Annotated in this window: 14 protein-coding genes; 5 read left to right on the top strand and 9 right to left on the bottom strand. The window is 71.3% G+C overall.

What is annotated here, in order from left to right:
* Nucleotides 1-17 precede the first annotated feature (17 nt).
* On the bottom strand, nt 18-830 hold the full coding sequence (locus tag ACYU7G_RS03670) for a hypothetical protein (RefSeq protein ID WP_461104871.1): 813 nt from the start codon (nt 828-830) through the stop codon (nt 18-20).
* Nucleotides 831-1294: 464 nt separating this feature from the next.
* Here ACYU7G_RS03670 and ACYU7G_RS03665 point away from each other — a divergent pair, with 464 nt between their 5' ends.
* The 3 genes from ACYU7G_RS03665 to ACYU7G_RS03655 are packed head-to-tail and all read left to right on the top strand — an operon-like array spanning nt 1295 to nt 3578.
* Nucleotides 1295-1594 carry a hypothetical protein gene (locus ACYU7G_RS03665; RefSeq protein WP_461104869.1) on the top strand — a complete coding sequence of 100 codons (300 nt, stop codon included), beginning with the start codon at nt 1295-1297 and terminating at the stop codon, nt 1592-1594.
* Complete coding sequence (locus tag ACYU7G_RS03660) at nt 1594-3243, top strand: PGAP1-like alpha/beta domain-containing protein (protein ID WP_461104867.1); 1650 nt, start codon at nt 1594-1596, stop codon at nt 3241-3243. Before ACYU7G_RS03665 ends, ACYU7G_RS03660 begins: the two co-directional genes overlap by 1 nt.
* Nucleotides 3240-3578, top strand: coding sequence for a hypothetical protein (locus ACYU7G_RS03655; RefSeq protein ID WP_461104865.1), 339 nt, complete (start codon nt 3240-3242; stop codon nt 3576-3578). Before ACYU7G_RS03660 ends, ACYU7G_RS03655 begins: the two co-directional genes overlap by 4 nt.
* On the opposite strand, the gene ACYU7G_RS03650 is transcribed toward ACYU7G_RS03655, so the two are convergent.
* The 7 genes from ACYU7G_RS03650 to ACYU7G_RS03620 form a co-directional block, all read right to left on the bottom strand.
* Nucleotides 3544-4410 carry an ABC transporter ATP-binding protein gene (locus ACYU7G_RS03650; protein WP_461104863.1) on the bottom strand — a complete coding sequence of 289 codons (867 nt, stop codon included), beginning with the start codon at nt 4408-4410 and terminating at the stop codon, nt 3544-3546. The genes ACYU7G_RS03655 and ACYU7G_RS03650 overlap by 35 nt on opposite strands.
* Entirely contained in the window at nt 4407-5519 is a 1113-nt protein-coding gene (locus ACYU7G_RS03645; protein ID WP_461104861.1) for an iron chelate uptake ABC transporter family permease subunit, read from the bottom strand. The genes ACYU7G_RS03650 and ACYU7G_RS03645 overlap by 4 nt, the downstream gene beginning before the upstream one ends.
* On the bottom strand, nt 5516-6619 hold the full coding sequence (locus ACYU7G_RS03640; RefSeq protein ID WP_461104860.1) for a FecCD family ABC transporter permease: 1104 nt from the start codon (nt 6617-6619) through the stop codon (nt 5516-5518). The genes ACYU7G_RS03645 and ACYU7G_RS03640 overlap by 4 nt, the downstream gene beginning before the upstream one ends.
* A gap of 23 nt (nt 6620-6642) precedes the next feature.
* Nucleotides 6643-7743 carry an ABC transporter substrate-binding protein gene (locus ACYU7G_RS03635; protein WP_461104858.1) on the bottom strand — a complete coding sequence of 367 codons (1101 nt, stop codon included), beginning with the start codon at nt 7741-7743 and terminating at the stop codon, nt 6643-6645.
* A 219-nt stretch (nt 7744-7962) separates the two neighbouring features.
* The gene (locus ACYU7G_RS03630; RefSeq protein ID WP_461104856.1) at nt 7963-8664 is read right to left on the bottom strand and encodes a hypothetical protein; all 702 of its coding nucleotides are present in this window, start codon (nt 8662-8664) and stop codon (nt 7963-7965) included.
* 37 nt (nt 8665-8701) lie between these two features.
* Nucleotides 8702-9343 carry a hypothetical protein gene (locus tag ACYU7G_RS03625; protein WP_461104854.1) on the bottom strand — a complete coding sequence of 214 codons (642 nt, stop codon included), beginning with the start codon at nt 9341-9343 and terminating at the stop codon, nt 8702-8704.
* On the bottom strand, nt 9336-9908 hold the full coding sequence (locus tag ACYU7G_RS03620) for an RNA polymerase sigma factor (protein WP_461104852.1): 573 nt from the start codon (nt 9906-9908) through the stop codon (nt 9336-9338). Before ACYU7G_RS03620 ends, ACYU7G_RS03625 begins: the two co-directional genes overlap by 8 nt.
* Before the next feature lie 111 nt (nt 9909-10019).
* Here ACYU7G_RS03620 and ACYU7G_RS03615 point away from each other — a divergent pair, with 111 nt between their 5' ends.
* Both ACYU7G_RS03615 and ACYU7G_RS03610 read left to right on the top strand, forming a co-directional pair.
* Entirely contained in the window at nt 10020-10622 is a 603-nt protein-coding gene (locus ACYU7G_RS03615) for a COG4315 family predicted lipoprotein (protein WP_461104850.1), read from the top strand.
* Nucleotides 10623-10627: 5 nt separating this feature from the next.
* The gene (locus tag ACYU7G_RS03610) at nt 10628-11068 is read left to right on the top strand and encodes a DUF2231 domain-containing protein (protein ID WP_461104848.1); all 441 of its coding nucleotides are present in this window, start codon (nt 10628-10630) and stop codon (nt 11066-11068) included.
* Nucleotides 11069-11226: 158 nt separating this feature from the next.
* Here the strand turns inward: ACYU7G_RS03610 and ACYU7G_RS03605 are convergent, their stop codons facing one another.
* On the bottom strand, nt 11227-12093 hold the full coding sequence (locus ACYU7G_RS03605; RefSeq protein WP_461104846.1) for a hypothetical protein: 867 nt from the start codon (nt 12091-12093) through the stop codon (nt 11227-11229).
* Nucleotides 12094-12410 lie beyond the last annotated feature (317 nt).

Genomic DNA, 12410 nt, shown 5'->3' with positions numbered 1-12410 from the left:
GTGATGCCTCCACAAGCTCAGGCCGGGGGCTCGACGGCGCGCTGCAACAAGTTCACGACAGTCGTCAGCTCCTCGTAGTCGCGCTGTTCGTACTCACCCAGCAGCGTCGGAGCGGTGATGGCATCCACCAACGGGGCGAACTCGTCATCCCTGCCCAGGGATCCCGCGGGGAACACCTTGAGGTAGAAGTCCAGGGACAGGTCCATCGCCACTTCCACTGCCTCGGAGGGAATGGGTGACTTGTAGATGGCCTGCACCTGCTCGATCCCGAGGTGCTTGATCATGAACATCGAGATGAAGTCCTCGGTGAAACTCTTCCCCCATGTGTACCAGGGTCCCGCCTTCGGCAGGTCCGGCCACGTCTCCAAGCCCTGGGAGGCCTGGTAGGCCCACAAGGACAGGATCTTGCGGGTGTACTTGCCCTCCTTCAGGTTCGCGAGGGACTTGAGGGAGTCGACCACCAAGTCGGGATAGTGCTTGACCACGAGGCCGGCAGTACCGATCTCGCTGAGTCCCTGCACGGGACTGTAGGGCGTGATCCCCAGGTACTGCTGGACCAGCGTGGCATGAGTTCCTTGTCCGGGCTGCGCATTGATCAACTGCTGCGCGGCAGCGCCGAAGATGCTGCCCATGGCGAGGTAATCAGTCCCGAAGACGTCGTGCAGGAGAATCGCAGCCGAGTACATGAACTCCCAGTGGAAGCGGTTGAATCCCTCGTCCACGAGATTGGTCTCGACGATGTGGGTATCGAAGCGCTCGAAGAACGGCCGCTCGCGGGCGAACTTGCCACCGAAGTCGAAGGAGTACAGCTTGCGTTCGGGGGGCATCATCAACAAGGCCGTCAGGGAATCGAAGCCTCCCGAAAATCCAAGGACCGCAGTGGTTCCCCGCTGGCGCTCGGGGCCAGCCCCCTCCTCCAGGTGAACCGAGGCCCCCGTGAGCTCCTCGATCGTCTGGCGACAGTCAGCAGGCGCCGCGATCCCTTCAAGGGTGATGTGCTCGAACTTCCTGCCGCACAGCATCCCGAGGGCGAGTGCTACAAGATCATCGGCCGGTTGATGAGCAACTCCAAGATCGAACCGGAGTTCGTGTGAGGCTCCGCCAACCTCCGCAGCAATCTCCACCAGCCCCGTCTTGCTACGTCGAACATTCGAGAACCTGATATCTGCCACGCTCTCCTCGATCCTGTTCCTGCGTCGATGCTGACGCTGTGATCAGGATAGTCAATCCGAGAGATCTCCCGGCGTCACCGAACGCAGATGGAATGACCCGGGCCCTCACTAGGGTTCGACCCATGAACTACAGCGTCGTGATCGAGCAGTTGCTCGACCACAGCCGAGAGGTTGCCGCAGCGGGCAACGAGGCTGCCTCGACGCTGGCCGCGGTCCGTCTGGACGCGGCGCAGACCGCCATGCCCGGTGGTCTGGGAGCGGCGGCTTCGGGCGCTCTGCAGGGCCGGTTCACCGCGGCCGGGGGCGAGCTGACCGACGCCCTCACTCGCTACGCGGACGCGGCGAGGTCGGCCGCGGAGCAGTACCAGCTGCAGGAGGAGCGTTCCACCAAAGCCATCGCCGAGTTCTTCGGGCAGCAGTGATGGCCGCTTGGGGCGACGCACTGCGCTGGGACGACGGTGCCCTTGCTGCGGCCGCCGGCACGCAGCGGACTCAGTCGGCGGCGCTGGTGTCCTCGATGCATCAGGTGGCCGCTTCCGATCCCGACTCCTGGAGCGGCGCAGCCTCCGCTGCGGCGAGGGCCCGCAGGGGCGTGCTGGTGGAGCAGGGTTCAGGTCTCGGGGAACAGCTCTCCGCGGCCGCGGAGGCGTACGCGGAGACTGCTGGGGCGGTGCGTTCACTGCGCTCCGGCATGTCCGCGGCCACCGCCTACGCCCAATCCCGTCGCTTCGGGATCACCGACGGCGGCGCCGTCGTCAGCCACGCCTCGGGCTGGTCGCAGCTGGACCCGCGACGTCCGTTCTGGCGGGTGCAGGTCTGGACCTCGGTGCAGACCCTGGTGTTCCGCATCAACGCCGTCGACGTGCGGTTCGCCGCACGGCTGGCGGTGCTCGCGGTCAAGGGCCGGCTGAGCACCTGGGGCACCGGCCTCGGCGACGCGCTGTTGTCCGGGGCGCAGTTCGCGGGCGACAAGATCGACGACGGTCTGGACTGGGCCAGCGACCGGTGGGAGGACCTCGGCGAACTGGCCGACGACGTCCGCGAGACCGCCGGTGACCACCTGGCCGCGTTCGGGGCCGGGATGGACCGCTTCCTCGACGCGGCGGGCGAGCGCCCCCGCTGGCTGGACGACCTCCTGACCGACGGCGAACTCCCCTCGGTCTCCGAGGTGCTGGCCACCGGCGCCTACCTCACCGGCCTCGGCGGCGGGGCGCTCGCCAACCTCGTCACCGGTGAGGACCACCACTTCTTCGACGACGGCACCCCATTCGTCGGTGACCCCCGCCACGTCAACGCCCTCGACGGCCGTCGGCTGGAGGACCCCTCGGACCTGATGCGCGACATGTGGGACGTCTACTCCACCCGCGACGAGCCGGGCGCCGAGCGTCCGAGCGTGCAGGTCACCGTCGTCGAGAACCCCGGGCAGCCGCCGCGCTACATCGTGGCCATCCCGGGCACCACCGAGTCGCTGGACACCTGGGACGGCTGGACCGGCCACCCCGGCGGCACCGACTGGGCGGCCAACCTGAAGGGCGTCGGCTACGGGACCACGTCGTCGACCCAGGCCATCATGGCCGCCATCGACGAGGTCACCGGCGCGCAGCCCGGCGGCGCGAGGCCGGAGATCATCCTCACCGGGCACTCGCAGGGCGGGATCATCGCGGCGAACCTCGCCTCCGACCCGTCGTTCGCCGGGCGCTACGACATCGGCGGCATCATGACGGCGGGCTCCCCCATCCAGTCCGCCCCCATCCCCCACGACATTCCCGTGATCAACTTCGACAACTCCTACGACCCGGTTCCCAAGCTGGACCTGGGCGGCGCGGGCGGCGTGGACCAACCCAACGTCGTGGACGTCGACCTCAGCAACGGCGAGGGCGAGTCCGGCCTGTTCGACTGGCACGGCCAGGAGACCTACGACACGAAGATCCGCGACATCATGGCTCCCGGCACCTCGCAGTGGCTCGAGGACGAGACCCCCGTGCACGACTTCAACGACACGATCCGTCGGTTCTACCCGGAGGGCTCCGGCACGATCCGCACGTACCAGGTGGAGGTGGGGCGCCAGTGAGCGACGAGTTCGCCGAACGGCTCCGGACGGCGGTGGCAACGATCGAGGGCACCGAACGGGTGGAGGCAACATTCCGCATCGGCGGTCCCGTCGGAGCCCAGTCCGTGGTCAACATCCACACCCCCACCACCGAGCAGACCGTGGTCACCGCCATCCTCGAACAGGCCATGGTGCGCTGCGCCCGCGTGCTCACCGACGCCCCCACGGGCAGGGGCAACCTCTACCTGTACTGCTACGACGCCGAGGGCATGCGCCACACCATGTCCGAGGTGGCCGAGGACCTCTCCGTGGCCATCAGCTTCAGCCGGCTGATCCTCCGCGTGCAAGGGGCGTGAACTGCACGGCCTGCCGGTCGGCGACGCTGCGGGGCATCACGACGGGGTGGCCGAGCAGCGGGTCGGGCGTCACGTCGGCATCCAGCCCGAACACCTCTGACAGCACGTCCGGCACCAGCACCTCGCCGGGTGTTCCCTGGGCGGCGATCCGACCGTCGCGGACGGCCACCACATGGTCCGCCACCCGGGCGGCGAGGTTCAGTTCGTGCAGCACCATCACGACGGTGGCGCGGCGCGACGGCTCGCGCGGGTCCGGCAGGCTGCGGACCAGGTCCATCAGGTCCAGCTGGTGCGCCAGGTCCAGGTAGGACGTGGGCTCGTCGAGCAGCATGACGGGCGCGCTCTGGGCCAGCACGAGAGCGAGCCAGGCCCGCTGCCGCTGGCCACCCGACAGCTCGGTCAGGCGGCGTTCGGCGAACTCGAGCATCCCGGTGCGCTCCAGGGCGCCGGCCACGGCGTCGGTGTCGTCGGCTCGCCGCCCACCGAAGAGCCGCCGGTACGGGTGCCTGCCCCGGTCCACGAGCTGCTCCACCGTCATCCCCTCGGGCGCGATCGGGGACTGCGGCAGCAGCGCCACCGTGCGCGCGAACTCCCGGGGTGACCAGCCCGCGGTGTCGCGGCCGAGCACGGACATGGAGCCGGTGCGCAGCGGCAGTTGTCTGGTGAGGCCGCGCAGCAGCGTGGTCTTGCCGCTGCCGTTGGCGCCTATCAGGACGGTGGTGGCCCCGTGGGGCACCTCCAGGTCCAGGTCCTCGACGACGAGGGTGTCGTCGTAGCCGATGCAGACGCCGCGCAGGCAGATGGCGGGTCCGGGCGAGGTGGTCGGGATCATGTGTTCCCCCTCCTGGAGTTGGTGAGCAGGAGCCAGAGCATCAGAGGCGCCCCGGCGGCGCCGGTCAGGACACCGGTGGGCAGCGTGACCGCCAGCATCTCGGCTCCCACGAAGTCGGCCAGCACGACGAGGCACGCCCCGCACAGCGCAGTGGCGGGCAGCGAGAACCGGCCGCGGGTGAGACCCAGTGCGATGGGGCTGGACATCAGGGCCACGAACGCGAGCGGCCCGGTGGCGGCCGTGGCGACGGCGGCGAGCGCCGCGCCGGTGAGGAGCGCCCCGAGCACCATCCGGCCGGGCCGGGAGCCGAGGCCGTGGGCGAGGTCCGCCCCGAGGTCGACGGGCGCCATGGACCAGTGGATCCAGCCGGCCACCGGGAGCAGCACCAGCAGGCACACCCCCAGCATGCCGATCCGCTCCCAGCTGGCGGCATTGAGGGAGCCGGCGGTCCAGATGGCGGCGGTCTGGAGGTCGTGCAGGGAGAGGCTGAGCATGGCGCCGGCGACGACTGCCTGCGCCAGCGCGGCGACCGCGATGCCGGCCACGATGAACCGGTCCCCTCCGATGCCGCGGGAGCGGGTCCCGCGCGGGCCTCCGGTGGAGAACCACAGCACCACGGCGGTGGCGGCGAGGCCGCCGAGGAGCGCGGCCGCGGCCATCTGCACGCCCCGGAGCTGCCCGAAGGCGAGCGCCGCGACGGCGAACGCGGCGGCACCGTGCGTCATGCCGAGCACGTCGGGGCTGGCCAGCGGGTTGCGCAGGCTGCGGCGGAACATGCCGCCCGCGGCTCCGAGTCCGAGCCCGGCCAGGGCCCCGATGACGGCCCGCGGCAGCTTCTCCTCCAGCACGATGAAGCTGGCGCCGGGGATGTCCGCGCCACCGAGGATGGCGAAGAAGTCGGCGATGGTGACGGTGTAGTGGCCCAACAGGACCCGGATGGCCATCAGCGCCAGCAGCAGCACCGCCACCACCGCCACCACCAGCCCCACCCGCAGCCCGGCGCGGCGTCGCAGGCGGACCACGACGTCGCGGGCCTCGGCCCCGACCGGCGCTGCGGCGTGGAAGTCGCCGTCGGGGGCGGGTGCGTGCAGGACGCGGATGGCGGTCACACGAACCGCCTCCGCCGCAGCAGGACCAACAGGAGCGGGGCGCCGAGGACCACGGTGCTGACGCCGACATGGATCTCCTGCGGGGCGATCACGAGGCGGCCGAGCAGGTCCGCGGCCACCACCAGGACGGCGCCCCACAGGGCCGCCGCGACGGTGAGCTCACGGTGGTTGGCGGGCGCGAACCGCCGCAGGGCGTGCGGCACCATCAGCCCGACGAAACCGACGGGCCCCGCGAGCGCGGTGGCCGTCGCGGACAGCACGATGACGGCGGCGAACAGCGACATCCGGACGCGTTGGGGATTGGCACCGAGCCCGTGGGCGAGGTCGTCGCCGAGCGCCAGGGCGTCGAGGCCGGGCGCGAGGACGACCACCGCGAGGATCGCGGCCAGCGCCACGGGGGCGAGCCAGAGGGCGTCGGAGAGTTCGGCCCGGGCGACGGAGCCGACGTTCCAGAACCGGAACCGCTCGAGGACGGCCGGTGAGCTGATCAGCAGTGCGGTGGTGCCCGCCATGGCACCGGCGGTGACGGCGGCGCCGGCGAGGATGAGGGCGAGCGGGTCGGGGCTGCTGAGGGTCACTCGTCGCAGCGAGAACCCGCCGAGGTTCTGCGACGCGGAGGCCACCACGTAGACGACGACGGCCGCGACGAGGGTCCCCACCACCGAGGACCCCAGCACCGAGGCGAGGCCCCCGGTCAGACCGAGCGCGAGCCCGACGGCCACCGCCAGCGAGGCGCCCGCGGTCAGGCCCAGCAGGGCCGGGTCGCCCAGCGGGTTGCGGGTGGCGCCCTGGATGGCGACGCCGGAGACGGCGAGGCTGGCGCCGACGACGACGGCGGTGACGGTGCGCGGGACGCGGGACGCCACGGCCGCGGCGTCGATGTCACCCTGGAGCGCTTCAGTACTCCCCGTGACCAGCGCCCAGAGCGCGTCGACGGTGGTCCCCAGATCAACGCTGCGGGCCCCGAGCGCGACGGCCAGCAGGCACACCACGACCAGCACGGTCAGGGGCAGCGCGAGCGAGAGCACCCAGCCGGAGGCGCGCCGGGGTCCCGGGACCTGTGGCGGTCCCGGGATCCGGTGCGTGGTGGTCGCTGTCATCGCCAGTCCCCGAGGGGTCGGGCTCACTGCCCGGCGCCCTCCACGGCCTCGGCGATCTCGGGCAGCACGTTCTCGAGCGCCCACGGGATGGACAGGGGGGAGGCGGCGGACACGGACAGCACCAAGTGGTTGTCGGTCTGGATCACGAGGGCGTCGTTGGCGACGGCGGGGATGGCCCCCAGCAGGGGATCGGCCTTGATGGCCTCCCCCACGGAGTCGTCCATGGCCCAGGTGACCAGGACGTCGGAGACCAGTTCGTCGGCGCGCTCCGGGGACCAGGTGATGTAGAAGCCGTCCTCGTCGGAGGAGTTCTCGGTGACCACCGGGGCCTGCGCCATGCCGAGGGCGTTGAGGAAGCGCGGGCGGTTGTCGACGTCGGTGTAGAGGTAGATCTGCTCGGCGGCGGCCGGGTCCACGGAGCCGTAGAGATAGGTCTTGCCCTGGATCCCCGGGTACTGCTCGGCGGTCTGCGCAACCGCGGCCTCGACCTCGGCGATCACGTCGGCGGCCACGTCGTCGAGCCCGAGGGCCTCGCCGATGATCCGGGTGGAGTCCTGCCAGGAAGTCCCGAAGGCGAGGGCACCCTCGGGCGGTGCGATGACCGGGGCGATCTTGCTGAGCTTGTCGTAGTCCTCCTGCGTGATGCCGGAGAAGGCCGCGATGATCAGGTCCGGGGTGGCCGCGGCGATCCCGGTGAAGTTGAGGCCGTCGGCCTCGGAGTAGGTGGTGGGCAGTTCGGCGCCCAGTTCGGCGAGCTTGGCGTCCATCCAGTCGGTGGAGCCGTTACTGTTGGCGCCGTACTCGACGGCCGCCATCGCGACGGGCACCACCCCGAGTGCGAGGGCCACGTCCTGGTTCACCCAGCTGACGGAGGCGACGCGCTCCGGCTTGGCGTCGATGACCGTCTCGCCGTACTGGTGGGTGATGGTGCGCGGGAACGCCCCGGCGCCTTCGCCACCCTCCTCCGCCGCGGTGGTCTCGGTCCCCGCTGTGGTCTCCTCGGGGGTGTCCGGCTCCGGCGTGCCCTGGTCCGTGGTCGGGCCGGTGGAACAGGCGGCGAGGGCACCGGTGAGCGTGACCGCGGAGGTGCTGAGCAGGAGTCGGCGGGAGATCTGGTGGTTCAAAAGCTGTTCCTTCAATATCGTTGGGTCACCGAAGTGGCGGCGCGGAAAAGGTCCCACCCCGATACGCGCCGCCACTGCCGGTCCGAGCTGTGGCCTTGCCCGGGCAGCCGAACCCGTGGATCCGGTGCGAGCATTAAGCAGCAGATGAGTTGCTTAATTCACGGTAAGGCTAACCTTACTGAACTGGCGTGCGCAAGAGGCGTTCCAGAATCCGAACAGCTACTGGGCCAGCAGGCGGGCGACGGTGTCCGCGAGCCCTGCCGCGACGTCGCCCGGAGCCACCCGGTGGAGTTCGTGGCTGCGGGCGCGCAGCCGGTGGAGGGCGCCGTCGGCCACGTACCAGGCGACGTCCTCGCTCGCCCCGGTGGCGGCGTCGACGGCGAAGACGAACACGCTGCTCCCGGCGGCATCCGCCTCGACGAGCGCCTCCGGCGTGGGCTCCAGCCGCTCCGGTTCCGTCCCGGCGCCCGCGGCGTCGGCACGCATTGCCCCCTCGGGCGGGAGCACGCGCCGCAGCAGCGGCCACACCGACGCCAGCGGCGCCCAGGCCACCTCGGCCTGGGGGTTGACGACGTCGATGCTGCGACCCTGCCCCACCGTGGCCCGCACCGTCACCGCCACGGCGCACTCCTGCTCCGGGCAGGCGTAGAGGTTGGTGAGGAAGGCGACGTCGCCGTGGCGCGCCACCAGCGTGAGTGCCACCTTGGCCCGGGCCTGCGCGTCGATCGCCCGCTCCCAGTCCGGCGCCAGCGCCGAGGCCTCGTCGAGGACCCCGGCGGCCCGCCACTGCAGTAGCAGTTCGTCCCCGGCCCCGGCGGCATCCCCGGCGGCGAGGTGCTCGACGGCGGCCTGCCACGCGGGCATCGCGATCCGCCCGACATGGAGGTGGTCCGCGGTGGCAACCATTGTGGGTTCGGGCATGGCTGGCAGCCTAGCCACGCACCGGGGCATCCCGGCCTCAGAAGTCCGCGCGCGCCCAGACCTGGTCCGGCCCCGACCCCAGCTCGACGCCTACGGGGGGTTCGCCCTCCACGGGCACCATCCACACGCCCGCGCCGCGGGAGCTGCCGTAGCCGTCGCCCAGGGTCCAGGACCCGCCGTGGGTGCGGCCGCCGGCGGCGTCGACGAGGACGCAGTCGTAGCTGGCGCCCGGCCGACCGGAGGAGATGCTGAGCATCACGTAGGGGCGGCCGCTGAGGTCGGTCAGGGCCGCGGTGCCCACCACGTCCCCGCCGCCGGTGACGAGCGTCGAGACGGCGTCGGCCCGCGGCGCGGTGGCCGGGGGCCCGTCGCGGGTCAGCAGCAGCGTGCCACCCACCCCGGCAGCCAGTCCGAGCACCACCGCGGCGGCGGCGGCCAGCAACGTGGCCCGACGGCTCCGGGCGCGCGGGGCACGGGCTGCGAGGACCCTGCCCGAGAACCCGGCCGGCGGGGCCACCGACGGCGCAGCCGCCAGCATGCTGCGCACCCCCGCGTCGAGCTCGCGATAGCGCTCGTGGCACTCCGGGCAGTCGGCCAGGTGCGCGGTCTCCGTGCCGTCGCCGGCTCCGAGGGCGACGTCCAGCAGTTCCTCGTCGTCGAGGTGTCGCTCGTCAGTCATGTTCTGCCTCCATCGCCTGCCGCAGCCGGAGCAGTCCGGTGCGGATCCTGGTCTTGGCGGTGCCCAGCGGGATCCGCTCCCGCGCGGCCACCTCCTTGGCCGTGAGGCCTCCGATCACTGCCAGCACCACGGCCCTGGCCTGTTCCTCCGGAAGGGACCGGAGCCGGTCCCGGGCCGCGAGCGTCTCCACCCGGCCCGCCGTCCCGTCGGGCAGTCCGCCGGCGAGGGTCCGTGCCACCAGCAGGTCCAGGTCCGCGCCGTCGACGGGGATGCTGCGGCGGGCGCGCAGGGCGTCGATCCCGAGGTTGCGGGTGATGGTCAACAGCCACGCGAGCACCGAGCCGCGCCTGGCGTCGAAGGTGGACGCGGCGCGCCAGGCGCGCAGGAAGGCCTCCTGTGCGATGTCCTCCGCGAGCGCGCGGTCGTGGGTGATGGAGACCGCCAGCCCGAAGACCCGTGCCTGGAACCGGCGCACGAACGCCACGGCGGCCGACTCGTCGTCGACCGCCATCCCGGCGACCAGCGCCGCGTCGCCCGCCCTGTCGGTCAGCGGAAACAGGTTCACGTCGCGTGGTACGTCCGTGCGGGCCGAAAGGATTGCGCCGGAGCGCCATCCCTGGAGCCTTTTCCTGCGTACCACCCTGTGACCACCTCTCGAGGTCAGGAGGAGACCATGGTGTCACTTGCAGGAACGCTCTGCGCCGCCGGCGCGACACTGACCGTCCTGGTGCTCGTCGGTTGCACCGGCGCCACCGAGTCCGGGACCCCACCGGCCACCGAGCCGGCACCACCCGCCACCACCGCCGCCGAGACCATGGAGGAGAGCCCGGCCGCAACCGATCCCGCGGAGTCACCGGCCGAGACCGATTCCGCCACGGACCCGGCCGAGACCGATCCCGGCACGGAGCCGGCCAGCCCCATGGGTGGCGTACTCGCGCTGACCATGGCCGAGTCCGACCTGGGCGAGATCCTCGTCGACGGCGACGGGATGACCCTCTACCTGTTCACCAACGACACCCGCGGCTCCGGAGCCAGCACCTGCGAGGGGCAGTGCCTCGTGAACTGGCCACCGCTGGTGGGGGTCCCGACGGCGGGCGAAGGCGTCGACGACTCCAAGCTGGGCTCGTTCACCAAGCCCGACGGCACCGTCCAGGCCACGTACAACGGCTGGCCGCTGTACTACTGGGTCCAGGACACCGAGCCCGGCCAGACCACCGGACAAGGTGTGCAGGGCGTGTGGTTCGTGCTGGACCGCGACGGCGAAGCAGTGGGTGGGTGATCCGGATGGAAGTATTCGGCCTGCCCCTCCACCCCCTCGTCGTGCACGCCGCCGTCGTCCTCGTGCCCCTGGCCGCGATCGGCGCCCTGGTGGTTGCGTTCTGGCCGGCTGCGCGGGAGCGGCAGGGGTGGCTGCTCGTCGGACTCGCCGTCGTCGCCGCGCTCGCCGCCCTGGGCGCCCGGATCTCCGGGCAGGACTTCATCGACTCCATGGGTGGCGGCACCCCTGCCGCCCAGGCCCACAGCCGGTGGGGCATGCTCGCGCCCTTCCCCGCCATCGCCCTGGCCGTCACCGTCCCGGTGCTGGTGTGGCTGGACCGGCGGCCGAAGCGGTCGCGTGCCCTCTGGCTGGTGACCGTGGCCGTCAGCATGCTCGCCGCGCTGGCGTCGCTGGTGCTGATCGGCCTGACCGGCCACTCCGGCGCCACCGCGGTCTGGGCCCCCTGACCGGGGCTCCCGAAAGGGTGGTGACCAGCTCCGCCGACACGCCGCGTGGCCTGCACTGCAGGCCAGTCCCGCGGCGTGTCACCGGCTCTGGTCACCACGGCCTCGGAGCACCGGCAGCGCGCCGGTGGCGGTCAAGGGCGAACGCTCCCCGACGGCCGTCACGCGGACAGCCGGTGCCGCTTCCAGACGACACTCCGGAGGAACTCGATGGTCTCCGCCTCGAAGTCGCGGATCTGGCTGGGGATGAATGCGTAGCTCCGCCAACCGTGCGCCAGGAAGGTGTTCAGGCGCGAGGCGTCCTGCTCCATCGCTTCCCGAGAGCTGTGGTGCTCGACACTGTTCACTTCGAACGCAATCTTGGCAGCATGGATGCTCGCATCCGGCACGAACTTGGATCCGCCGAGCCAGACGGCCTGGTTCCCCTGCCATCCCTGGATGCCTGCCTTGCGGAGCAACCGGTGGAAGTCCACCTCCGCCGGCGACCATGGGTTGCCGCTGAGGTCGAGGGCCACGGCACGCGCCGCCCGCCTGCTGCGCAGTGTCCACCCCTCTGCGGCATCCAGGATCTTCCCAGGAGTCGTGACACCCAGACGCAGGGCCTCAGTGCCGGGACGTAGCTGTCCCTCGAGTCCGGCCGTGAGCGCGGTGGCCTCCGGCCCGGTGACCTGGATTCCGTCCTTCCACTCGAGCAGGTCCGAATCCGGTTGGCCGGCGATGAATCGCAGTGGTCCACGATCGTCGATCCGATCCTTCACGTGGACGCTGACGGTGGTGAGCGGGATCTCAGTGTCGAAAGTGATGCTCGCCGCGGCGCATCCCGCGATCACCGCATTCGGGTTCCAGAGGTTGACGGCCCGGATCCACGCACGCGGGTCCTCGGCCAACTCCCTTACCATCGCGATTCCCGGCAGCGCCTGCACCAGCCTCCCCGACTTCAGGTTTCGCCAGAAGCTGGTTCGGAGGCTGCGATGGTCCTTCATCCGAACCACGCCCCGGGCGGCTGCCATCACCTCTGCTGTACTCACCCGCCCATCCCAACGGTGGGAGCGGCCGCGGAGCCACCGTAACGGACGATCTGCCAACACCAACCACGCAAGTGGCAACACCGATAGGGAGCGTGACAACACCGCACGGTCCGTTGACAACACTCGCGCCCCCGATCATCCTCAAGGACGGCCACGGCCGCGGTGTCGGCCGAGTCTCATCTGCGGGGGCCTGGAGCGCTTGGTGACCACCTCCACCGACACGCCGCTTGACCTGCGCTGGAGGCCAGTCCCTCGGCGTGTCGTCGGCTCTCGTCACCACCGCCCCGGGGCACCCGGGCGTGACCCCGGCCCGGAGG

This window comes from Tessaracoccus terricola (assembly GCF_054776555.1).
The sequence above is the reverse complement of the archived record's forward strand: the minus strand, read 5'-3'. Positions and strand labels throughout refer to the sequence as shown.

Coding starts and splice junctions, on each gene's coding strand:
- ACYU7G_RS03670 (WP_461104871.1), bottom strand. CDS start 830: ATGATGCCCCCCGAACGCAAGCTGTACTCCTTCGACTTCGGTGGCAAG.
- ACYU7G_RS03665 (WP_461104869.1), top strand. CDS start 1,295: ATGAACTACAGCGTCGTGATCGAGCAGTTGCTCGACCACAGCCGAGAG.
- ACYU7G_RS03660 (WP_461104867.1), top strand. CDS start 1,594: ATGGCCGCTTGGGGCGACGCACTGCGCTGGGACGACGGTGCCCTTGCT.
- ACYU7G_RS03650 (WP_461104863.1), bottom strand. CDS start 4,410: ATGATCCCGACCACCTCGCCCGGACCCGCCATCTGCCTGCGCGGCGTC.
- ACYU7G_RS03640 (WP_461104860.1), bottom strand. CDS start 6,619: ATGACAGCGACCACCACGCACCGGATCCCGGGACCGCCACAGGTCCCG.
- ACYU7G_RS03630 (WP_461104856.1), bottom strand. CDS start 8,664: ATGCCCGAACCCACAATGGTTGCCACCGCGGACCACCTCCATGTCGGG.
- ACYU7G_RS03625 (WP_461104854.1), bottom strand. CDS start 9,343: ATGACTGACGAGCGACACCTCGACGACGAGGAACTGCTGGACGTCGCC.
- ACYU7G_RS03610 (WP_461104848.1), top strand. CDS start 10,628: ATGGAAGTATTCGGCCTGCCCCTCCACCCCCTCGTCGTGCACGCCGCC.